Genomic DNA, 22,402 nt, shown 5'->3' on the forward strand with positions numbered 1-22,402 from the left:
GGCCGGGGGCGGTAGAGTGGACCACCATGCAGCCGGATGTCACCCAAGCGCTCGACCACCTCGACAGCACCCTGACCACTATCGAGAAGGTGCTTGACCTCGATGAACTCGATGACCGTGTCAGGGAACTGGAGGCGCAGGCCGCAGACCCGTCGCTGTGGGACGACCCTGACCACGCCCAGCAGGTCACCAGTCAGCTCAGCCATGTGCAGTCCAGGTTGCGGAAGGTGCGGGGGCTGCGTTCACGGTTGGACGACCTTCCCGTGATGTACGAGATGGCTGAGGAAGCTGCCGTAGAGGACGCCGCGGAGGGCCGGGAGGCCAGGGAACTCGCCGACGCCGAGCTCGGTGAACTGCGTTCGGAGATCGAGTCCCTCGAGGTCACGACGATGCTCTCCGGGGAGTACGACGACCGTGAGGCGGTGGTGAACATCCGTTCCGCCGCCGGTGGCGTGGACGCCGCGGACTGGGCGGAGATGCTCATGCGCATGTACACCCGGTGGGCGGAGAAGCACGGGCACAAGGTGGAGGTGTACGACATCTCCTACGCGGAGGAGGCGGGGATCAAGTCGGCGACCTTCGTCGTCCACGGCGACTACATGTACGGCACGTTGTCGGTGGAGCAGGGCACGCACCGTCTGGTTCGCATCAGTCCCTTCGACAACCAGGGGCGCCGTCAGACCTCCTTCGCGGAGGTCGAGGTGCTTCCGGTGGTGGAGACGAGTGACCATGTGGACATCGACGAGAACGACGTGCGTGTGGATGTCTACCGTTCCTCAGGCCCCGGCGGCCAGTCGGTGAACACGACGGACTCGGCGGTGCGGCTGACCCACATTCCCACCGGCATCGTGGTGACCTGCCAGAACGAGAAGTCGCAGATCCAGAACAAGGCGTCGGCGATGCGGGTTCTGGCTGCGAAGCTGCTGGAGAGGAAACGTCAGGAGGAGGCGGCGGAGATGGACGCCCTGCGCGGGGACGGCTCGAACTCCTGGGGCAACCAGATGCGGTCCTATGTCCTGCACCCGTACCAGATGGTCAAGGACCTGCGGACGAACTACGAGGTCAACGACCCGTCGAAGGTGCTGGACGGGGACATCGACGGGTTCCTGGAGGCCGGGATCCGCTGGCGGATGGCGGAGCAGCAGGGACAGTAGGCGACCGTCGGCGGTTCGCGCAGGTACCGCAGGCGACACCGGAGTAACATGCGTAACACCTGCAACATCTGTTTCATCAGTCACAGGTGACCAGGTAGGGTTGCCCACGTGATCACATTCGAGAAGGTCAGTAAGGCGTACCGCGGGTCCGGCCGCCCCGCGCTGAAAGATGTCTCGGTCAACATCGACAAAGGGGAGTTCGTCTTCCTCATCGGCCCCTCCGGCTCAGGAAAGTCGACGTTCCTGCAGCTGATGATCCGGGAGGAGGACGCCGACTCCGGCGACATCCACGTCGCGGACTTCCACGTCAACGCGCTCAGGCCGCGTGAGATTCCGAAGCTGCGCCAACGCATCGGTTATGTCTTCCAGGACTTCCGTCTGCTGCCGAAGAAGAACGTCTTCGACAATGTCGCCTTCGCCATGCAGGTTATCGGCAAGGACAGGGACACCACCGCGGACGCGGTGGGACGGGCCCTGGACCTGGTCGGACTGGCGGGCAAGGAGAACCGGCGTCCCCACGAACTCTCCGGCGGCGAACAGCAGCGGGTCGCCATCGCCCGCGCCGTGGTCAACCGCCCACTGGTCCTCCTGGCCGACGAGCCCACCGGCAACCTCGACCCGGACACCTCCGGGGAGATCATGGCACTGCTCAACAGGATCAACCGGAACGGGACGACCGTGGTCATGTCCACCCACGACAACACCGCCGTCGACTCGATGCGTCGCCGGGTCCTCGAGCTCTCCAAGGGAGAGCTCGTAAGGGATGACGCACACGGTGTGTACGGCGTCGGCAGGTAGCTGACAGGCAGAGGAACAGAGGGAGAGACAGTGAAACCGGGTTTCATACTCCGCGAGGCCTTCGACGGCTTCCGGCGCAACGTCACCATCACGGTGGCCATGGTCATCACCACCGCAATCTCCCTGGCCCTCGTGGCCACGGGAGTACTGCTGACCAACATGACATCGGAGACCAAGGACATCTACCTGGACCGGATCGAGGTCATGGTCCAGTTCGACGACGCCGTGTCCGTGGCCGACCAGGACTGTTCCGGCCCCGAGTGCTCCGCGGTCCGCGGAGCACTCGAGGACAACAGTGAAGTCGAGTCTGTGACCTACCGGAACAAGGCACAGAGCTACGAGAGATTTGTCGAACTGTTCCAGGAGTCGGACCCGCAGCTTGTCGCACAGACCAGCCCGGACGCCTTCCCCGCGGCACTGCACGTGCGCCTGGTCGACCCGCTCGACACCTCCGCCATCGACGAGGTCCGGGACTTGCCCGGCGTGGCGACCGTCGTCGACCAGGGGGACGATCTCCGGGGAGCGACCCGCAACCTCGACGCGATCCGTAACGCCAGCTTCATCCTCGCGGTCGTCCAGGGTGTTGCGGCTGTCCTGCTGATCATGAACATGGTGCAGATGGCGGCGTTCCAGCGCCGCACGGAGGTCAGCATCATGCGCATGGTGGGTGCGACGAGGTGGTACACCCAGGCCCCGTTCGTCATCGAGGCGGTGTTCGCCGCCCTGCTGGGATCTGTCCTGGCGGTGGCCGGCATGTTCGCGGGCAAGGCGATGATCCTCGACAAGGCGCTGCGTTCGCTCTATGACTCGCACCTCATCGCGAGGATCACGACCTCGGACATCTGGACCATCGCCCCGCTGGTGGTGGTCGCCGGTGTGGTCGTCGCCGCGGTCACCGCCCAGGTGACACTGCGGTGGTACGTGAAAAAGTGACCGTGACCGGGTAAGGTTGCCCGGGTTATGGCGAAGAAGAGTACGCCGGTGGACTCCGGCAGGACCGCGGGGAAGAAGAACGCCGCGAAGGGGACACCCGGGCGCAGGGGCGGTGCCCCCCTGGTCGTCGCCACCAACCGCAAGGCCCGGCACAACTACAGGATCCTGGAGACCTATGAGGCCGGGATCGCGCTCGTGGGGACCGAGGTGAAGTCGCTGCGTGAGGGGAAGGCGTCCCTGGTGGACGCCTTCGCCACCGTCGACGACGGTGAGATCTGGCTGCGTGGCCTCCATATTCCGGAGTACACCCACGGAACCTGGACCAACCATGCTCCGCGGCGAACCCGGAAGCTGCTCATGCACCGCGGCGAGATCGACTCGGTCATGGGTAAGGTCCGCGACGGAAAGAACACCCTCGTCCCGTTGCAGATCTACTTTTCCGGGGGGCGGGCGAAGGTGGAGCTGGCCCTGGCCACCGGCAAACAGGACTACGACAAGCGCCAGGACATCAAGCGGCGCACCGAGGAGCGCGAGGTGACCCGGGAACTGGGACGCCGCGTGAAGGGCATCAACGCCTGAACCGTGCGGGCCGGTCCAACCGCTGCTGTCCCACCCCTCTCTCGTCCTCCCTCGTCCTCCGCCCCTGCTGCACCGCTCGCGGGCGGGGAATTGAACGGACAGTCTGCGGGTTGTAGTCTGTAGATCCTGCCGTTGACCGAGCTTTCCTGCGGCAGGGGATGCGGGTGATCCGGTTTTCCGGGGATCCACGAGGGGTCGATCAGGTTTCGACTCCGTGCATTGAGCCAGGGGAAGCGTGCCGGTGCAGGCTGGAGACCACCGTGAGCGTCGCAGCACATGATTAAGCGCCGAGAACACTCAGCGCGACTACGCTCTCGCTGCCTAATTCAGCGAGGCGTGTCTGTCGGCCCGGGGCATGTTCCCCCTCCGGTCACCGGCATCGTTCCGGGAACTCACCTGACGGTCCCGCCATCCGGACTGTCAGGGACATCTCAGGGTGGCTGGGCTCATCGTCCGGACAGGTCTGCGTGATCCGGAGAGCCGAGCAGGGATAGAGCGGACTGCGCACGGAGAAGCCCTGGCGAGGTCGCGGAGGACCCGGGTTCAATTCCCGGCGGCTCCACCGGTACTCCCGGTCACCAACCAGGTGACCGGGAGTTTTCCTGTCTGAGGTGGCGGAGTCCTCGCTGCCGAGTTTTCCGCCGCGACGTCAACTACGGCAGAGCACGCTGGTCGGCCACGGGGTTGCCACGGATGTGACTTAGAGAATCGCCAGGGTGCGGTGGCCGGGCCCGTCGTCCCTCTGCAGAAGCTGAAGTAACTCCAGCCCCGGTCTACCCCTTCGATTGAGTTGAACTGTGGTACAGCCTACCTTTCTCCCAGTGACCGAACATGGTCACCTTCACGAGGAGAAGACTCACCATGAACCGAAAACCGGCAGTTGCGACAGTCGCCGTCATGCTGTCACTGTCCCTCACCGCCTGTGGCTCGGGCGACAGTGAGGACGCACCGACCACGGTCACCTCGACCAGTCATACGGTGACCACGACCACCAGCACCACGTCGACCACGGCCCCGTCGAGCAGCACACTGCCGCAGCCCACCGCGGAAGAGCCGGCCGCCGCGGTGATCGTTCCAGGTGACGACGATGGCGCGCACGTGAATCCGGACGCTCCGCGGAGCGCCCCTGAGCCGGCTCCGGCAGCGGGGCAGGCTCCCCAGGTACCTGCGCAGGTTGAGGAGGCACCTGCTCCTGCACCCGCACCTGTGCCTGCTCCCGCGCCGGCCCCGGCCGAGGAGGTTCCCGTCCAGGAAGCTGAGGCACCGGGTGCGGCCTACTACCCGGACTGTGCTGCTGTCCGTGCCGCCGGAGCCGCACCGATCCATGCCGGTCAGAACGGATACTCCACCGACCTTGACCGGGACGGCGACGGAGTTGCCTGCGAGTCATAAGGCGAAGCCGCCCGGCCACCAGAGTTCTTCCGGGACGGTACCGGGACAGCGCCGGACAGTGACTGCGGCCCCGTGGCCGCGGCCCCGGAGATCCGGAGGTCATCCCGGTTCGTGTGCAGAGAGTCCTGACGGGCGTGTGCAGCACCGCAGGATTTGGCGGTGAGTTGACCCTGAGAATACGATGAGCCGGCACCGTCCGGCGCACCACCCACCACCCAGAAAGACCGCACCGCACATGTTTGTCACCGTCATCACCGGCGTCGTCTGTCTGTCCATCGGTTTTGTCGCCGGAGCAGCTGCGGTGGTGGGTTCCGTCCAGAAGGCGCCGTCATCGGAGGCCGTACAGGGTGGTGCGTCGGGAGCCCCCGAATCCCTCGAATCGTCAGCCGGCCACCGGCACTCCTGGAGTATGTGGGAGCTGGAGGACGCGCCCCGTCCCGGGGAATCCGGTGAGGGGAGTGCAGGTGGGGAATGGGTGCAGTCACGGCGGTGCTCCGGGTGCGGGTACGTGCAGCGGGAGATCCGTTCCCTGTAGTGGGGCTGCGTCAGCGGGGCTGAGCCGTAACCAGAAGGTCGGATACAGGGGTGGCAGTTCTGTCCGGAGGGGACACAGGCGGGAACAGGGGAAGTACCGGCAGGGCCGCCGACGCAAATCCCCGCCCGAAGCCCGGCCGGAAAGCCGCAGAGAGTGTCTGTCAGCGCGTCGCTGTCTGACCCGACGTTCGGCGGCGCAGGGCGTCCTTCCGCACTTTTCCTGTGGAGGTTCGGGGCAGTTCCGGGAGGATCCGGTAGTCCCGCGGGATCTTGTACCCTGCGATGAGTTTCCTGCAGTGGCTGATCAGCGACGACGTGAGCCGCGCGGACCAGCCGTCGTGGCCGGCGGCGTCGGCTGTCTCCCGGTCGAGGACGATGAACGCGCGGAGCCGTTCTCCCCAGGTGTCGTCGGGCACACCGACCACCGCGACGTCGGCGACCGCGGGATGGGTTGACACCGCCTGCTCCACCTCGATCGTGGAGATGTTCTCCCCTCCGGAGATGACGATGTCCTTCGACCGGTCGAGGATCTGGATGTAGCCGTCGGGGTGCCTGACCGCCAGATCACCCGTGTGCATCCAGCCGTCGGTGAAGGCCGCCGCGGTCGCTTCCGGGTCGTGGAGGTAACCCTTCATCACACCGTTGCCGGCGAGGACGATCTCCCCGACGGTCCGGCCGTCCCGCGGTACGTCGGTCAGCGGGGTTCCCGCCGGGGTTTCCTCATCGGATCCCGCCGGGGTTCCCTCAGCGGAACCCTGAGGGACGGGGTACACGACCCGGGCGTCGGCACTGGTGATCATGGGGACGCCCTGGCGCGCCTTGAGCCTGGCGCGCTCGGAGGCCGGAAGCTTGGCCCATTCCGGGCGGAACTCGCAGACGGTGTAGGGGCCGTAACTCTCGGTGAGCCCGTAGACCTGGGTGACGGTGATGCCGAGGTTCTCACAGGACTCGATCACGGCGGGCCCCGGAGGGGCACCTGCGGTGACGGCCGAGACATCGCGGACGCGGTGGGCCGCAGGGTCTGTCACGACGGTGGTGAGGACAGTCGGTGCCCCGCACAGGGCGGTGACATGCTCGGTGTCGATGAGTCTCCAGATCTCTGCGCCGCGCACGGCCCGCAGGGCCACCTGCGTGGCGGCGACGGCTGTCGCGGCCCACCCGGTGCACCAGCCGGAGCAGTGGAACATCGGCAGGGTCCACAGGTAGACAGTGTCCCTGGTGAAGTTCTGGGTGGTGACCTGACCAAGGGCGTTGAGGTAGGCACCCCTGTGCGTGTACACCACGCCTTTCGGGCGCCCGGTGGTGCCGGAGGTGTAGTTGACGGCGACGGGGGACTCTTCGTCGTCGACGGCGAAAGGGAAGGTGGAGTCGTCGTCGGGATCACCGGGGTGCAGGACGCCCCCGGCCGTGAAGTCGTCGACGGTGACCACGGTGGAGGTGCCACCGACTGGACCGGATTCACGGAAGCGCGTCTGCGGCACGGTCCCGTCGGACCCGGGCACCAGAACGAAGAGTTCCACCGTGCCGGACCCGTCGAGGACGGGGCGGCAGGCTTCCACGAGGTCGCTGTCGCCGAACAGGACCCGGATCCCGGCGTGGTCACAGATGTAGCTGACCTCGGCCGGGGCGAGGCGTGTGTTGACCGCCACCAGGACGCCGCCCGCCAGGGGGACGGCGAACTGGGCCAGGAGTGCCTCGTAGGAGTTGCGGGCCAGCACACCCACGCGGTCACCGGGGCGCAGTCCCCGGCGTCGGAGCGCGCGTGCGGTGGTCAGGGCGTCCTCCCGCATGGCGGAGAATGTGATGCGACGGGGGCCGTCGATGCACGCGGTCCTGCACGGGTACACGTCAGCTGCGCGTTCGAGGAACCGTAGGGGTGTCAGCGCTGTCCGGGCGGGACTGGTCACAACCTTGTTCTCCTTCCCTGAATCCCGACCCAGCGTCGGTCCGTCAACGTTGTACATCCTTGCGTGACACCCGGACAAAGCCGTGGGAGCGTCGGGGGTGTCCCCGGCCGGGAGACGTCGACGGTCGAGTTCACGCCCCGGCTGACGGTTTCCTGTCAACAGGGGGTCGGGGGAGCGGAGGATGTGGTGGTTGACATGTCCACGGGGCTAGTGTGGACGCCGGTACTACAGCACACACGGACAGAGAGCAGGATCAGGTGAGCCAGAAGATCAAGGCCCCGAACCAGAAGAGCAGTGGATTCCTCTGGGGACTCGTGGCGATCGTCGTCATCGCAGTTGTCGTGATCGCCGTCGTGGTGATCCAGGGAAGGGACAGTAAGGACGTGAAGTCCGGTCTCGCGGCAGCTGACGTGAACTTCAACGTCAGTGTCGAGGACGGCGACATCCTGGTCCGCGGCGAATCCGTCCCCGCGGACGCCCCGGCCGTGGACATCTACGAGGACTACAGCTGCCACTACTGTGCGGACCTCGTCGAGGCCGACCACGTCAGCCTCAAGGACGCCCTGGACAACAGCAAGCTGTCGCTGCGGCTCAACGACGTCAACTTCCTCGCCGGTGGGGCAGACGGGCACTCCACGCTGGGAGGCATCGTCGCCTACGCCATCGCCGAGACGGGGAACGCGGGAGCGTTCTGGGCCTACCATGACTGGGCCTACCTCAACCGGACCGAGATCACCGGCTACAGCCTGGACGATTTCGCTGACTCTGCCGAGAAGCTCGGTGTCGACGCCGCCACTGTCTCCGCGATCCGTGACGGTTCCGCGCGTGACAAGTACCAGCCGATGCTCGAGTCCAACTACCAGGAGCTCATCAGCAAGGAAGGCGACCAGGCAGGTACGCCGGCCCTGTACGTCAACGGGACGAAGTTCGACATCAAGAAGAACCCCGATGACCCGACGAAGATGGCCGACTGGGTCCCCGACGTCGTGAAATAGAGTGACGCCGACCACCTGACCGTCAGGTCCCGGTGACAGGACCGGCTGGTGGTGGTCACCACAGTCCGGCGACGGCGCGGTTCCTCCTCCGGGGGGTGCCGCGCCGTCTGCGCATGCGGGCAGTGTGCCGGGGGCTGTGTACCCTGAGAAGGGAAACAACGTTCACCCCTCTTCTCAGACGGAGTACCACATGCGCACCGCCCGACCTGTCCGATCCACCCGATCCGCCCGATCCACAAGCACGGCAAAGGCAGCAGCCGCACGGACAGCCGGGCGCACGGCCGGACGTGCTGCCACGCGTGCGGCACTGGCCACGGCAGCCGTGGGCCTCGGATTCGCCGCCGCAGGCTGTGGAAGCGACAGTTCCTCCGACGCCCAGACGACCGTCACCGTCACCGAGCAGGTCACGACCGACGCTGCTGCGCAGAGCCCGTCAACCGGCTCTTCATCGCCGGCGTCCGCCGCGGCGTCAGACGTCCCGCAGGGGGCCTCTGTGGACGCGGTGGACGCCACCGCCGCCATGGACGCAGCCCTGAAGCACCGGCCCGGTACCTGGGTCGTCGACGTCGACAGGGACGACGACGGTGACGACCTCGATGACCGTGACGACAGGGACGACAGGGACGACGGCCGTTCATGGGAGGTGACCGTCGTGGACGCCGACGGACGCGGCACCAAGATCTTCGTCGACCGCAGCAGCGGGGAGATCACCTCCGAAAGGGAGGTACGCCTGGACTCCCTGAGACAGCAGGCGCCGTCCGTGACCGCCGCAGACGCCGCGGCAGCGGCCGTGGCGTCCCGGCCCGGGGAACTGGAGTCCCTGGAACTCGACAGTGACGACGGACGTGTGGCGTGGGAGGCCAGGATCGGGGACGGACCGGGGGAGTGGGAACTGTGGATCGACCCGGAGACCGGGGAGATCCTCAGGACTGAACACGACGACTGACCCCGGGGCCCGGGAACAGGGCGCCGCAGGCAGAAATGACTGACGGGGGCGGTCCGCATCATCAGATGCCGACCGCCCCCGTCAGTCGAAGGTGGTGGAGCTAAGGGGACTCGAACCCCTGACCCCCACACTGCCAGTGTGGTGCGCTACCAGCTGCGCCATAGCCCCGTACGCTGCATGCCACCGGTGTTCCGGAGGTGTGTTGCGAACGAGGGATAAGGTACAACACTGCAGTGACTACCACCAAATGCGCAGGTGGTGGACGCCGAGAGGGGTGGAGTTTCTCGTGGTGGAGCTGAGGGGACTCGAACCCCTGACCCCCACACCGCCGGCGTGGTGCGCTGCCGCCTGCGCCGTAGTCCCGGATACCGCGTCCGCCCCGTACGGGTGTGGCACGGATGTCATACGGTCGGAATGGAAATCTGTCCGGGTACCGGACAGACCGGCAAACGTGCTGGTCTAGGCGAGAGCTGCTGTGGAGTGGAGTCTCCGGTAACGGAGGATGGACGCCCGGTGACTAGTTGACGTGTCGCCCAACCGGGATTGCGATGGTAGAACGGCACCCGTCCGGGAACGTATCCGGACGTTCCGGGTGACACCCGGAGCTCTCCCCGACGTCCACGAAAGGACACCCCCCATGAGCAGGAACCACAGCGCCGCAGCCCGCCGTTCGGGACGTGCCGTCTCTCTCCTCGGATACACGTTCATCGCCGTCGGTGCCGTCGGCTACGCGAAGGTCCGGCAGGAGCTCGTCGCCGAGAACATCATCGTCCACAAGGATGTGACATCACTGGCAGGAAAGAAGGTCGCCGATCCGGTGACCGCCTACGCCCAGGCCGCCATCGTGAACAAGCACGCTCTGGCGATGACGGGAGGGAAGCCCTTCGCGGACCTGCCCATGGACGCCCCCGAGCGGGAGACCGCGCTCATGGCGGCGAACGTCCGTTCCTCACTGCTCACCTCGGTCGTGTCCTTCGGCCTGGCCGGTCTCGCCGCAGGTGCGGGTGTCGTCGCCGTGGCAGCCGGCCGGGGTATCCGCGCTCTCGCCGCTGACGAGAAGTAACAGGGGTCACATGCAGGTGGGCTCTCAGCGGAGGTTACCGGGGGTGGCAGGTGCTTTTGACCCCCTCCGGCACTGTCCACGGACACCCGGCTTCTGCAAGGATCGGAGACTATGAGTCACGTGACGACAGACGGGTCGGCGGCGCAGGTGCCGTCGACGAGGCAAGAAGGGTCCACCGGTTTCTGGGGCGGGTCGCGGTTGTACGCACTTTCCCTGGTGGTCTTCGGAGCGGTCGGGCTGTTCATGTCCGGTCTGATCATGTACGACAAGATCGAGATCATGCAGAACCCGGACTTCGTTCCGGCGTGCACGATCAATGACGTCATCTCCTGTACCGATGTGATGCAGTCGCACCAGGCGGCCGCCTTCGGTATCCCGAACCCCTTCATCGGGCTGTTCGGTTTCGGGGTGGTGCTCACCATCGGTATGGCACTGCTGGCGGGGGCGAAGTTCCGGGCCTGGTTCTGGTACGGGTTCCTGGCGGGACTGGTGTTCGCCGTCCTGTTCGTCCACTGGCTGGCCTATCAGGCCGTCTACGAGATCCAGGCCCTCTGCCCCTACTGCATGGTCGTCTGGGCGGTCGTCCTCCCGTTGTTCGTGACGACCCTGCTGCACATCGTGTGGGAGCGTCAGCGTGACGGTGAAGGGATCCTCGGCCCGGACCGGTACTCCTTCTCCGGTGGTCGGGTGATGCCGGCTCTGGTGCTGATTGTCTGGTATGCGGCATTTGTCGTGCTGATCCTCACCCATTTCATGTGAGTTTGGTTCCGGGAGAGTTCTCGGTCTAGAGTGTTCCGATGTGCCATGACCCGGTTTCTCCGGGTCTGTCTGTTTCACATCAAGCCGCGGTCGTCATCAGGCGTCGAGGCCCATGACGAGGAAAGGAGCGCCCGATGAAGGTCCGCAAGTCCCTTCGGTCGCTGAAGAACAAGCCGGGCGCCCAGGTCGTTCGTCGCCACGGCAAGGTCTACGTGATCAACAAGAAGGATCCGCGTTTCAAGGCCCGCCAGGGCTGATCGCCGGTTCTTCGACCGTAGCGCGCCCCCGTTTCCCCACCCCGCCGGTGGGGGAGCGGGGGCGTCGTCATGTCGTGTAGTCCTCTTCTTCTGCTGTCTCGGCGACGGAACCGACGTGGATGAAATTACAACGGTGTAGCCGGCCCCAACATGTAGTGCCCGACCCCTGTGACCACCTGCGTCTTTGACTCAATCAACCACTACATATTGTGTTCATGCGATGTAATTACCCCTACATCTCGTGTCCTGGGAGGTTGTGTCCGGACGCCGGGCTGTGTATCGTCGACGTCATCGCATCGCCGGGAGGTACTCCTCCCCTGGGATGCACTGACCCTCACCCGCCCCGCCGTCCGCAAGGCCGGCGCTGCGCAGTCGCCCAGCAGTCTCAACCTCAAGGAGCCGTCACGATGATCACCGTCTACACGAAGCCCAGCTGCGTCCAGTGCACCGCCACCCGTCGCGCCCTTGACCGTGCCGGCCTCGACTACGAGCTCGTCGACATCACCCTCGACGAGGAGGCCCGTGACTACGTGATGGCCCTCGGTCACCTCCAGGCACCTGTCGTCGTCGCCGGCGCCGAGCACTGGTCGGGCTTCCGCCCGGAGCGCATCAAGGCGATGGCCGCACAGGCCGCCTGATGTCCCGGAGTACCGGGAACTGACGGACGCGGGGGAGCGGATCGCCGCACCACGGCGTCCGCTCCCCCGCGTCCGTCAGTTCCCGGTACTCCGGGACATCAGGCGGCCTGTGCGGCCATCGCCTTGATGCGCTCCGGGCGGAAGCCCGACCAGTGCTCGGCGCNGGGACATGATGACGACTGATCTCGGTAAGACTGTCGCGGAGCCGGTGGACCGGGCTGACCAGCTGGACTACCATGCGTTGAATGCGATGCTGAACCTGTATGACGGTCAGGGCCGTATCCAGTTCGACAAGGACCGGGAGGCGGCGAACCAGTTTTTCCTGCAGCATGTGAACCGGAACACGGTGTATTTCCATGATCTGGAGGAGAAGCTGGGGTATCTGGTCGACAACGACTACTACGATGCTGCGGTGCTGGACCGGTATGATCCGGGGTTTGTCAAGGGGTTGTTCAAGCAGGCGTATGCGCACAAGTTCCGGTTCCGGACGTTTCTGGGGGCGTTCAAGTACTACACGTCGTACACGTTGAAGACGTTTGACGGCAGTCGGTACCTGGAGCGGTACGAGGACCGGGTGTGCATGGTGGCGTTGGGGTTGGCTGACGGTGACGAGGGGTTGGCGTCGCGGTTGGTCGACGAGATTATCGAGGGTCGGTTCCAGCCGGCGACGCCGACGTTTCTGAATGTGGGTAAGGCTCAGCGGGGTGAGCCGGTGAGTTGTTTCCTGTTGCGTATCGAGGACAACATGGAGTCGATCGGCAGGTCGATCAATTCGGCGTTGCAGTTGTCGAAGCGTGGGGGTGGGGTGGCGTTGCTGTTGAGTAACATCCGTGAGGTCGGTGCGCCGATCAAGCATATTGAGAATCAGTCGTCGGGTGTGATTCCGGTGATGAAGTTGCTGGAGGATTCGTTTTCTTATGCGAATCAGCTGGGGGCGCGGCAGGGTGCGGGTGCGGTGTATCTGCATGCGCATCATCCGGATATCATGCGTTTTCTTGACACGAAGCGGGAGAATGCGGATGAGAAGATCCGGATCAAGACGTTGTCGTTGGGTGTGGTGATTCCGGATGTGACGTTTGAGTTGGCGCGTCGTAATGATGACATGTACCTGTTTTCTCCGTATGATGTGGAGCGGGTGTACGGTCGTCCGTTTGCGGATGTGTCGGTGTCTGAGCATTATGATGAGATGGTGGAGGATCCGCGGATCCGGAAGTCGAAGATCAATGCCCGGCAGTTTTTCCAGACGTTGGCGGAGATTCAGTTCGAGTCGGGGTATCCGTACATCATGTTCGAGGATACGGTGAATCGTGCGAATCCGATCGAGGGTCGTGTGACGCATTCGAACCTGTGTTCCGAGATTTTGCAGGTGTCGACGCCGTCGGAGTTCAATGATGATTTGTCGTATGCTCGGGTGGGGGATGATATTTCGTGTAATCTGGGGTCGTTGAATATTGCTGCGGCCGTGGATTCCCCTGATTTTTCGTTGACGATTGAGACGGCGATTCGTGGGTTGACGGCGGTGTCCGACCAGACGTCGATTGATTCTGTGCCGTCGATTCGTCAGGGTAACGAGCGTTCTCATGCGATTGGTCTGGGTCAGATGAATCTGCATGGTTTCCTGGGGAGGGAGCATATTTTCTACGGGTCGGAGGAGGCTCTGGATTTCACGAACGCGTATTTTGCGGCGGTGATGTTCGAGTGTCTGCGGGCGTCGAATGTGCTGGCTCGTGAGCGGGGTGTGCGGTTCGGTGGGTTTGAGTCGTCGGAGTATGCGTCGGGTGCGTTTTTTGACCGGTATGATCCGGAGGAGTTTGCTCCGGTGACGGCGCGGGTGCGGGAGATTTTTGAGGGGTCGTCGATTCGTGTTCCGTCGGTGGGGGACTGGGCGGAGTTGCGGGCGTCGGTGATGGAGTTCGGTCTGTACAACCGGTATCTGCAGGCGGTGCCGCCGACGGGGTCGATTTCGTACATCAATAATTCGACGTCGTCGATTCATCCTATTGCGTCGAAGATTGAGATCAGGAAGGAGGGGAAGATCGGGCGGGTGTATTATCCGGCGCCTCATATGGACAATGATAATCTGGAGTTTTTCCAGGATGCGTATGAGATCGGGTATGAGAAGATTATTGACACGTATGCTGTGGCGACGAAGTATGTTGATCAGGGTCTGTCGTTGACGTTGTTTTTCACGGATGATGCGACGACGCGTGATATTAACCGTGCGCAGATTTATGCGTGGCGGAAGGGGATCAAGACGTTGTATTACATCCGGTTGCGGCAGACGGCGTTGACGGGCACTGAGGTGGAGGGGTGCGTGAGCTGCATGCTCTGACCCGTGTCACGGCACTGACCGGAGTGCAGACCGTGCCGCGGACCGCAGCAGTGGTCACAGTGCGGACTGTGGCACAGACCGTGCTGCGGAGTTCAGCGTCTGCGCCTGCCCGGGTGACATACAGCTGAAGGGCCCGGCGCAACCGTGACGGTTGCGCCGGGCCCTCCGTGGACCGGCCGGCTGCTAGGCCGAGGTGCGTGCACCGAGCTTGGCGTCGATGCGGAGGAGACCGGAACCGTCGTTGCCCACGACCTTGATCCAGTCGATGATGTCGTTGACGGTCGACTCTTCCTCGATCTGCTCCGCGAGGAAGAAGTTGATCAGGGACCGCGAATCGATGTCGCCGGTTTCATCGGCGACGCGGGCGAGGTCACGGATCATCGCGGACACCTTCTGCTCGTGGGCGAGAGCGGCCTCGAATGCGTCGAGCGGGGTCGCGATCTTCAGCGACGGCAGTTCGATGTCCGTCAGGTCGACACGTGCCTCACGGTCGAGAAGGTGGTCGGCGAACTTCTGTGCATGGGTCCGCTCCTCGTCTGCCTGGGCGCGGAACCAGTCCCGCATGCCGAGGAAGGACAGACGGTCCATCTCGTAGGACAGCTGGCTGTAGATGAGTGACGCCTGGTGCTCGGCGACGACCTGCTTGTTGACTGCTTCCTGGAACTTCTCGTTGATGCTCATACCGGCAACCATACTGATCGGATCATCCTCTATCTAGACCATTTAGCCTTACCATTGCTTATATGTGCAGGTAAACAGGCGTGTCTGACCTTAGTGAACTTTGGCTGCACTCTTGTGTGTGTCTACTAAAACATGCAGGTCATATAGGGTTTCTGTAGCTGTCGGGAGTGCCTGCCGGCAGTTCGGGACTCCGGCCCCTCGAAGGCAGGTATCGTTTACCTTGTTCGGGGCACCTCAAAACGGGGGTAGGGGTGTGTTCTGTGGCTACCGTGACGGGGAGGCGGAAGGTTTTCCGGCACTGCCCCCGACCCTTCTCCGGTGGGGTGCCGGGAAGGCTCTCGACAGTGTGACCGGGACCTCTGAGGCAGGTGGTGCAACCTGCCGTGGGCCGGGATGGAGATGGGGTACGGTGAGGGTTGTGCCGGGCCACGGGGGAGTACCGGGCCGGGCGGAGAATCCGCACTACAGCAGGAGAGCCGTATGACGACGTCGGGACAGATCACCACTCCGGTCCACCACCGGGCGGGAGGTCGGGTGACCGCAATCAACTGGAACACCATCGCCGATGAGAAAGACCTCGAGGTGTGGGACCGGTTGACCGGAAACTTCTGGCTTCCGGAGAAGGTGCCGCTGTCCAACGACATCAAGAGCTGGGGAACGCTGAGCGAGGCGGAGAAGCGGGCCACCATGAGAGTGTTCACCGGCCTGACGATGCTGGACACGATCCAGGGCACGGTGGGTGCGACCAGTCTCATCCCGGATGCCCTGACCCCGCACGAGGAGGCGGTCTACACCAACATCGCCTTCATGGAGTCGGTGCACGCGAAGTCCTACTCGTCGATCTTCATGACCCTGGCGTCCACCCCGGAGATCAACGACGCCTTCCGCTGGTCGGAGGAGAACCAGAATCTCCAGACCAAGGCGGACATCGTCCTGAACTTCTACCAGGGCGAGGATCCGCTGAAGAAGAAGATCGCCTCCACCCTGCTGGAGTCCTTCCTCTTCTACTCCGGCTTCTATCTGCCGATGTACTGGTCCTCGCACGCCAAGTTGACCAACACCGCCGACGTGATCAGGCTGATCATCCGCGACGAGGCGGTGCACGGGTACTACATCGGATACAAGTACCAGCGTGAGCTCGAGAAGGAGACCGCGGCGCGCCAGCAGGAGCTCAAGGACCACACGTTCGAGCTGCTGTTCGACCTCTACGACAACGAATGCCAGTACACCGAGGACCTCTACGACGACCTCGGGTGGACAGAGGATGTCAAGCGCTTTCTGCGGTACAACGCCAACAAGGCGCTGAACAATCTCGGATACGAAGGTCTGTTCCCGGCCGACGAAACCAGGGTTTCGCCGTCAATCATCTCCGCCCTGAACCCGGGTGGCGACGAAAACCATGACTTCTTCTCCGGATCGGGGTCGAGTTACGTCATCGGCAAGGCTGAGAACACCACCGACGACGACTGGGAGTTCTGAGGCCGGGGTGCCGGTGAGGGGGTACCGCCAGCTGCCCGTCAGGAGGTCACCACCCCCGATCGCGCAGCCCCGACCGGCCAGGGGGGTTCCGGCTATCAATATCAGGACGCACCTATTACCATGGGTTGCAGTCTGCGCTGGATGGGTCGGCGGAGGTGACGACTTCGCCGCCGAGCCACACACCGTGCAGTTCATTCAAAGGGAGCCGTCCCGACGAGCGGCTCCGCGTAGTCAGGAGGATTGAATGACCGCAGTAGCGCCTCGGGAAGACCATCCGGTCGCTCCCACACGGCCTGCTCCGCAAGGCGGGAAGTCCCTCAAGGGCAACCACGCCTGGAACATACTGACGACCACCGACCACAAGCAGCTCGGGATCATGTACATCATCATGTCCTTCTGCTTCTTCTTCATCGGCGGTCTCATGGCCCTGCTGATCCGCGTGGAGCTGTTCCACCCGGGCATGCAGTACCTGTCCAACGAGCAGTTCAACCAGCTGTTCACCATGCACGGCACGGTGATGCTCCTGCTGTACGGGACCCCGGTCGTGTGGGGTTTCGCGAACTACATCATGCCGTTGCAGATCGGCGCCCCTGACGTCGCCTTCCCCCGCCTCAACGCGCTGGGATTCTGGCTGACCACCTGGGGCGGCGTGCTCATGCTCTCCGGGTTCCTCACCCCCGGTGGCGCCGCCGACTTCGGCTGGACGATGTACATGCCCCTGGCGGACGCCATCCACAGCCCCGGGGTCGGTTCCAACCTGTGGATCCTCGGTGTCGGTGTCGGCGGTGTCGGCACCATCGCCTCGGCCATCAACATGATGACCACGATCCTGTGCCTGCGCGCCCCGGGTATGACCATGTTCCGGATGCCGGTCTTCACCTGGAACATCCTGGTCACCTCCCTGCTGGCCCTGCTGATCTTCCCGCTGCTCACCGCGGCAGCTCTCGGCGTCCTGTACGACAGGCTCCTGGGCGGTCACATCTACGACCCGGCCAACGGTGGTGCACTTCTCTGGCAGCACCTGTTCTGGTTCTTCGGCCACCCCGAGGTCTACGTCCTGGCACTGCCGTTCTTCGGAATCGTCTCGGAGATCTTCCCGGTGTTCAGCCGTAAGCCGATGTTCGGCTACGTCGGCCTGATCTTCGCCACCCTGTCGATCGCGGCCCTCTCCCTGGCAGTGTGGGCGCACCACATGTTCGTCACCGGTGCGGTACTGCTGCCGTTCTTCTCCTTCATGACCTTCCTCATCGCCGTGCCGACCGGTATCAAGTTCTTCAACTGGCTGGGCACGATGTGGAAGGGCCGGATCACCTTCGAGACCCCGATGATCTTCGCACTCGGGTTCTTCGCGACGTTCCTCTTCGGCGGCCTCACCGGCGTCATGCTGGCCTCCCCGGCACTGGACTTCCACCTGTCGGACACGTACTTCGTGGTCGCGCACTTCCACTACACCCTGTTCGGCACCATCGTGTTCGCCTCCTACGCCGGCGTCTACTTCTGGTTCCCGAAGATGACCGGCCGGATGCTGAACGAGAAGCTGGGCAAGATCCACTTCTGGCTGACGTTCATCGGCTTCCACACCACATTCCTGGTGCAGCACTGGCTCGGCAACATGGGCATGCCCCGGCGCTACGCCGACTACCTGGACTCGGACGGTTTCACCACCCTGAACCAGGTCTCGACCATCGGCGCACTGATCCTGGGTGTCTCGGTCCTGCCGTTCATCTGGAACGTGTTCAGCTCTTGGCGTTACGGCGAGGTCGTCACCGTCGACGACCCCTGGGGTTACGGAAACTCGCTGGAGTGGGCGACCTCCTGCCCGCCCCCGCGGCACAACTTCGACTCCCTGCCGAAGATCCGTTCCGAGCGGCCCGCCTTCGAGCTGCACTACCCGCACATGGTCACCCGGATGCGCGAGGAAGCGCACGTCGGACGGCACTTCTAGCCACCCGACAGTCTCCCGACCGGAAACGGGAGACAATACGACAGCCGTACCCCAGCTACGCGGGGTGCGGCTGTCGCCGTATCCGGCGCTGATGACACAATGGTTCCCGTGGACCACGCACAACAGACAGCACAGACCACCCTGCACAACACGACACCTGCCGGCGGGGGAGTCGGGACCGCGACCGGAACCGGCACCCCCGACGTCCCTGCCCCCGCAGACACGTCGAGACTCACTGTCACTCTCGCCGAAGGGCTGAGCCCCGCTGTCGTCACCGTCACCGGGCCGGACCGCCCGGGAGTGTCGGCACGATTCTTCCGGGCCCTCGCCGACCACGGCACCCAGCTGCTGGACGTCGAGCAGGCAGTCTTCCGGGGCAACCTCAACCTCGCCGCGTACATCGGGTACCGCCCCTCTGAAGGCAGGGAACTGCGCGCAGAACTGGACCGCGTGCTCGCCGGCACCGGTATGACCGTCACCGTCGACGCCGGCGGAGAGGTCCAGCAGGCCCGACGTCGGTCCACACACACCGTGGTGGTCCTCGGAGACCCTGTCACCGCAGAACACATCTCCGCCATCGGTGGCGTACTCGCCGACCACGGAGCCAACATCGACCGTATCCGCGGCATCGCCGACTACCCCGTCACCGGGCTGGAACTCAAGGTCACGGTGGCGGATCCTGCACCCGGTGGTTCCGCGGAACTGAGGGAGGCTCTCGCAGAGGTCGCGCACAGCACCGGGGTGGACATCGCCATCCAGCGCGCCGGACTGGCCAACAAGGCCAAGAGACTGATCTGCTTCGATGTGGACTCCACCCTCATCCAGCAGGAGGTCATCGAACTCCTGGCAGCTCACGCCGGGCGGGAGAAGGAGGTTGCCGCGGTCACCGCGAGGGCGATGCGGGGCGAACTCGACTTCGCGGAGTCACTGCACGAACGGGTGAAGGCACTCGCCGGACTCGACGCCTCGGTGATCGAGGAAGTGTCACGGGCTGTGCAGCTCACGCCGGGCGCGCGGACCACCATCCGGACCCTCAAGCGTCTCGGATACCGCACCGGCGCGGTATCCGGCGGATTCGTGCAGGTTCTCGAACCTCTCGCCCGGGAGCTCGGACTGGACTTCTACCGGGCCAACACCCTGGAGATCGTCGACGGAAAGCTCACCGGACGGGTCACCGGTCAGATCGTCGACCGGGACGTGAAGGCGGAGAGCCTCAAGGAGTTCGCCTGGTCCAACGGCATAGCCCTCAACCAGACCGTCGCTGTCGGAGACGGGGCGAATGACATCGCCATGCTGTCTGTGGCCGGCCTGGGCATCGCCTTCAACGCCAAGCCCGCTCTGCGGGAAGTGGCCGACGCCGCGGTCAACCACCCGTTCCTCGATGAGGTCCTGTTCATGCTGGGCATCTCCAGGGAGGAGATCGACTCCGCAGACCTGGAGGACGGCACCTACCGCAGGGTTCCCCTGGAGCACCGGTGAACGTGAACCCGGAGAACCTGCCGGCCGGAGACCCGTCCGGCCCGCAGGACGGTGAGGACGCCGCGGTGCGGCTGGCGCACATCCGGCTGTCCGGGATGATGGCGGAGGACCGTGACGGTGAGGATCCCACCGACCCGGACACCGTACAGGCCATGCCGGTGGTGATGGAGTTCCCCAAGTCACCCCTGCCGGACCGACGGGCACTTCTGGAAGCGGCAGCCACCGCATGCGTGGCCGTGTGCCTGGACCCGAGGGCCGGTGGCGAGGGTGACTTCGCGCAGGCCCTTCTCCGGTGGTACGGGGCACGGATACGCAAGATCGTGCGGCGTGCGCGGAACAGCAGATGGCTGGACGTCCAGGAACTGCCCGGGGTGACGGCATCCGTCCGGTCCCCGGAGGGCGGTGTCGCCAGTGCTCGTGCCTTCGTACCCTGCCCGGTGGGTAAGACACCGGCACCGGTGGCGAAGCTGCAGATCCAGGGGGCGGACCTCGAGCCGGGGCCCGGCTACGCCGAACACCCGGAGGAGGTGCTCTCCGGGGACGCCGCCCCGGTGATCTACGTGGATGCTTCACTGGCCATGACCGTGGGGAAGGCCGCTGCCCAGGTGGGACACGGCTCGATGCTGCTGGCTGCGGCGATGGACACTGACTCGGCGGTGGACTGGGCGTCCCGGGGTTTCCCCCTGCACGTGTGTGAGGTGGACAGGTCCCGTTTCGCTGAGGTGCGCACGCTGGCGGAGAAGCGGGCGGCGGACGGTTCGGCGCGGGCGGCGGCCGTGGTACAGGACGCCGGATACACCGAGGTCGCGCCCGGGTCAGTGACAGTTGTGGCCCTGGAGCGAGATTGGGCCCGAGACTGAGCCCGGTGTCAGTCTGGCGCTGTCAGATTGGCGCTGCAGGCCAGCGCTGTCACAACCTGGACCGGAGTTCCCTGCGCAGGATCTTCCCGGTCGCGGAGCGGGGGATCTCACTGATGAACGCGATCTCCCGGATCTTCTTGTAGGGTTCGACCCGCCCGGCCACGGCGTCCATCACCGCGGCGCCGATCTCCTGGTCTGTCCTGTTGTCGCCCTCTGCCGGGTGCTGGCGGACGATGAAGGCCTTCGGGATCTCTTCACCGCTGGTGGCGTCCACAGCTCCCACGACCGCGGCGTCCGCCACATCCGGCAGGGTGAGCAGCAGGGCCTCCAGCTCAGCGGGAGGTACCTGGTAGCCCTTGTACTTGATGAGTTCCTTGAGACGGTCGACGATGAAGACGTCACCGTGGCGGTCCTGCTGTGCGAGATCACCGGTGCGCAGCCACCCGTCACCGGGGAGGGCGTCGGCCGTGGCCGCGTCATTGTGCAGGTATCCTGCCATTACCTGCGGTCCGCGGACCCACAGTTCGCCGGCGGCGCTGAGAGCGTCATCTTCCGGCACCGGGATTTCCGCGAGAGTCTCCGGGTCGACGATCTTGTGTTCGGTGCCGGGAACCGGCCGGCCCACCGAACCCCGGGAGAGTGAGTCCGCGGTGTTGGTGTGGGTCACCGGGCTGGCTTCAGTCAACCCGTAACCCTGGTAGACCCGGATTCCGAGCCGCTGCTCCACCGCCCGTGCCAGTTCGTCGTCCAGCGGAGCCGCACCGCTGAACACCCCGCGCAGGGAGGACAGGTCGTGCCCGTCGACGGCGGGATGCTTGGCCAGGGCGACCGCCACCGGGGGTGCGATGAAGGTGAAGGTGATTCCGTGCTCCTCGTGGGCGGTGAGGAAGGTGTCCAGCTGGAACCGCGGTGAGGTCACCAGCTGTGCCCTGAGACGGACGGCGGCGTTGGCCAGGACGGTGAGCCCGTAGATGTGGAAGAACGGCAGAATCCCGTAGACCGTGTCCTCGGGGGTCACCACGCCCACGTTCTCGATCTGGGCGATGTTGGCGACCAGGTTCTCGTGGGTGAGCCGGACCCCCTTGGGAAGTCCGGTCGTCCCGGAGGAGTAGGGCAGTGCGGCCAGGTGGGTCGACGGATCGAAGGACACCGCCGGCGGTGTGTTCCTCTCCGCGTACATCTGTTTGAGCCCCTGTGAGGTGTCCAGCTGGATCAGCCGGTCGTCCGCGAGCCCTGCGAGACGGGCCGCCTCCTGCCCGCCGTCACCGAAACCGGCGATGGTGAGGAACAGGGACGCGCCCGAATCCTGCAGTTGGTGTGCGACGGTCTCCGGGGTGGACAGCAGGGCCACCGGTGTGAGTACCGCACCCAGGCGCCACACCGCGTGGGCGGTGACGATGAAAGCCTCGGAATTGGGGCACTGCAGGGCGACGACGTCCCCGGTGCGAACCCCGTAGCGGGCCAGCCAGCCGGCTGCGGCGTCGACATGGCTGCGCAGGGTCGCGAACGAGGATTCCGTGCCCTCGGCCAGGTCCACGACCGCGATCCGGTCCTCGTCCTCCGGGGCGAGTGAACCGTACAGGTACCCGTAGAGGTCGTCGGTGGGGACGGTGAAGTCGCTCTGTTCACTGGACACGGGCATGGGCATCTCCTGCGGACATTTCGGCGGTG

20 protein-coding genes, 2 tRNA genes and 1 other RNA gene are annotated in these 22,402 nt (G+C 64.8%); 18 read left to right on the forward strand and 5 right to left on the reverse strand.

What is annotated here, in order from left to right:
- Positions 1 to 26: 26 nt before the first annotated feature.
- The 7 genes from prfB (at position 27) to E0E18_RS12345 (ending at position 5,391) form a co-directional block, all read left to right on the forward strand.
- Positions 27 to 1,154 carry a peptide chain release factor 2 gene (prfB, locus tag E0E18_RS12315; RefSeq protein ID WP_110481763.1) on the forward strand — a complete coding sequence of 376 codons (1,128 nt, stop codon included), beginning with the start codon at positions 27 to 29 and terminating at the stop codon, positions 1,152 to 1,154.
- A 108-nt stretch (positions 1,155 to 1,262) separates the two neighbouring features.
- Positions 1,263 to 1,952 (forward strand): cell division ATP-binding protein FtsE, encoded by a 690-nt coding sequence (gene ftsE, locus E0E18_RS12320; protein ID WP_130841509.1) that lies wholly within the window; start codon positions 1,263 to 1,265, stop codon positions 1,950 to 1,952.
- Between the two features lie 30 nt (positions 1,953 to 1,982).
- Positions 1,983 to 2,885, forward strand: coding sequence for a permease-like cell division protein FtsX (gene ftsX / locus E0E18_RS12325; RefSeq protein WP_066587823.1), 903 nt, complete (start codon positions 1,983 to 1,985; stop codon positions 2,883 to 2,885).
- A gap of 27 nt (positions 2,886 to 2,912) precedes the next feature.
- Positions 2,913 to 3,464, forward strand: coding sequence for an SsrA-binding protein SmpB (gene smpB / locus E0E18_RS12330; RefSeq protein WP_066587826.1), 552 nt, complete (start codon positions 2,913 to 2,915; stop codon positions 3,462 to 3,464).
- Positions 3,465 to 3,655: 191 nt separating this feature from the next.
- Positions 3,656 to 4,029: a transfer-messenger RNA gene (gene ssrA / locus E0E18_RS12335) on the forward strand.
- Positions 4,030 to 4,325: 296 nt separating this feature from the next.
- Positions 4,326 to 4,856 (forward strand): excalibur calcium-binding domain-containing protein, encoded by a 531-nt coding sequence (locus tag E0E18_RS14355; protein ID WP_272914265.1) that lies wholly within the window; start codon positions 4,326 to 4,328, stop codon positions 4,854 to 4,856.
- 235 nt (positions 4,857 to 5,091) lie between these two features.
- Entirely contained in the window at positions 5,092 to 5,391 is a 300-nt protein-coding gene (locus E0E18_RS12345) for a hypothetical protein (RefSeq protein ID WP_130841513.1), read from the forward strand.
- Between the two features lie 160 nt (positions 5,392 to 5,551).
- Here E0E18_RS12345 and E0E18_RS12350 read toward each other — a convergent pair whose 3' ends face one another.
- Positions 5,552 to 7,297, reverse strand: a complete 1,746-nt coding sequence (locus tag E0E18_RS12350; protein WP_237559827.1) for an AMP-binding protein — start codon at positions 7,295 to 7,297, stop codon at positions 5,552 to 5,554.
- 257 nt (positions 7,298 to 7,554) lie between these two features.
- Here E0E18_RS12350 and E0E18_RS12355 point away from each other — a divergent pair, with 257 nt between their 5' ends.
- Both E0E18_RS12355 and E0E18_RS12360 read left to right on the forward strand, forming a co-directional pair.
- Positions 7,555 to 8,292, forward strand: a complete 738-nt coding sequence (locus E0E18_RS12355) for a DsbA family protein (RefSeq protein ID WP_130841517.1) — start codon at positions 7,555 to 7,557, stop codon at positions 8,290 to 8,292.
- A 322-nt stretch (positions 8,293 to 8,614) separates the two neighbouring features.
- On the forward strand, positions 8,615 to 9,238 hold the full coding sequence (locus E0E18_RS12360) for a PepSY domain-containing protein (protein WP_161972304.1): 624 nt from the start codon (positions 8,615 to 8,617) through the stop codon (positions 9,236 to 9,238).
- Positions 9,239 to 9,330: 92 nt separating this feature from the next.
- Here the strand turns inward: E0E18_RS12360 and E0E18_RS12365 are convergent.
- Both E0E18_RS12365 and E0E18_RS13910 read right to left on the reverse strand, forming a co-directional pair.
- Positions 9,331 to 9,406, reverse strand: a tRNA-Ala gene (locus tag E0E18_RS12365).
- Between the two features lie 119 nt (positions 9,407 to 9,525).
- A tRNA-Ala gene (locus E0E18_RS13910) sits at positions 9,526 to 9,601 on the reverse strand.
- 274 nt (positions 9,602 to 9,875) lie between these two features.
- Here E0E18_RS13910 and E0E18_RS12370 point away from each other — a divergent pair.
- From E0E18_RS12370 to nrdE, 5 genes are all read left to right on the forward strand, one after another.
- Positions 9,876 to 10,301: a hypothetical protein gene (locus E0E18_RS12370; RefSeq protein WP_110481753.1), complete on the forward strand. Its 426-nt coding sequence runs from the start codon at positions 9,876 to 9,878 to the stop codon at positions 10,299 to 10,301.
- Between the two features lie 111 nt (positions 10,302 to 10,412).
- Entirely contained in the window at positions 10,413 to 11,060 is a 648-nt protein-coding gene (locus tag E0E18_RS12375) for a vitamin K epoxide reductase family protein (protein ID WP_066587843.1), read from the forward strand.
- Positions 11,061 to 11,194: 134 nt separating this feature from the next.
- Entirely contained in the window at positions 11,195 to 11,317 is a 123-nt protein-coding gene (ykgO, locus tag E0E18_RS12380; protein WP_005288826.1) for a type B 50S ribosomal protein L36, read from the forward strand.
- Between the two features lie 407 nt (positions 11,318 to 11,724).
- On the forward strand, positions 11,725 to 11,955 hold the full coding sequence (gene nrdH / locus E0E18_RS12385) for a glutaredoxin-like protein NrdH (RefSeq protein WP_066587846.1): 231 nt from the start codon (positions 11,725 to 11,727) through the stop codon (positions 11,953 to 11,955).
- 172 nt (positions 11,956 to 12,127) lie between these two features.
- Complete coding sequence (gene nrdE, locus E0E18_RS12390; RefSeq protein ID WP_066589748.1) at positions 12,128 to 14,287, forward strand: class 1b ribonucleoside-diphosphate reductase subunit alpha; 2,160 nt, start codon at positions 12,128 to 12,130, stop codon at positions 14,285 to 14,287.
- 183 nt (positions 14,288 to 14,470) lie between these two features.
- Here nrdE and E0E18_RS12395 read toward each other — a convergent pair whose 3' ends face one another.
- Positions 14,471 to 14,968, reverse strand: a complete 498-nt coding sequence (locus E0E18_RS12395; protein WP_066589753.1) for a ferritin — start codon at positions 14,966 to 14,968, stop codon at positions 14,471 to 14,473.
- A gap of 480 nt (positions 14,969 to 15,448) precedes the next feature.
- Between E0E18_RS12395 and nrdF the strand changes: the two genes are divergently transcribed.
- From nrdF to E0E18_RS12415, 4 genes are all read left to right on the forward strand, one after another.
- A complete protein-coding gene (gene nrdF / locus E0E18_RS12400; RefSeq protein ID WP_110481745.1) occupies positions 15,449 to 16,447 on the forward strand; it encodes a class 1b ribonucleoside-diphosphate reductase subunit beta in 999 nt (332 codons plus the stop codon).
- Positions 16,448 to 16,691: 244 nt separating this feature from the next.
- Positions 16,692 to 18,392 carry an aa3-type cytochrome oxidase subunit I gene (ctaD, locus tag E0E18_RS12405; RefSeq protein WP_066587855.1) on the forward strand — a complete coding sequence of 567 codons (1,701 nt, stop codon included), beginning with the start codon at positions 16,692 to 16,694 and terminating at the stop codon, positions 18,390 to 18,392.
- Positions 18,393 to 18,647: 255 nt separating this feature from the next.
- Positions 18,648 to 19,871: a phosphoserine phosphatase SerB gene (gene serB / locus E0E18_RS12410; protein WP_066589755.1), complete on the forward strand. Its 1,224-nt coding sequence runs from the start codon at positions 18,648 to 18,650 to the stop codon at positions 19,869 to 19,871.
- A 98-nt stretch (positions 19,872 to 19,969) separates the two neighbouring features.
- Entirely contained in the window at positions 19,970 to 20,731 is a 762-nt protein-coding gene (locus E0E18_RS12415; protein ID WP_130841869.1) for a peptidyl-tRNA hydrolase, read from the forward strand.
- Between the two features lie 49 nt (positions 20,732 to 20,780).
- Here E0E18_RS12415 and E0E18_RS12420 read toward each other — a convergent pair whose 3' ends face one another.
- Positions 20,781 to 22,373 carry an AMP-binding protein gene (locus E0E18_RS12420; protein ID WP_130841521.1) on the reverse strand — a complete coding sequence of 531 codons (1,593 nt, stop codon included), beginning with the start codon at positions 22,371 to 22,373 and terminating at the stop codon, positions 20,781 to 20,783.
- Positions 22,374 to 22,402 lie beyond the last annotated feature (29 nt).

This window comes from Corynebacterium neomassiliense, from assembly GCF_900626215.1.
Taxonomy (GTDB): domain Bacteria; phylum Actinomycetota; class Actinomycetes; order Mycobacteriales; family Mycobacteriaceae; genus Corynebacterium; species Corynebacterium neomassiliense.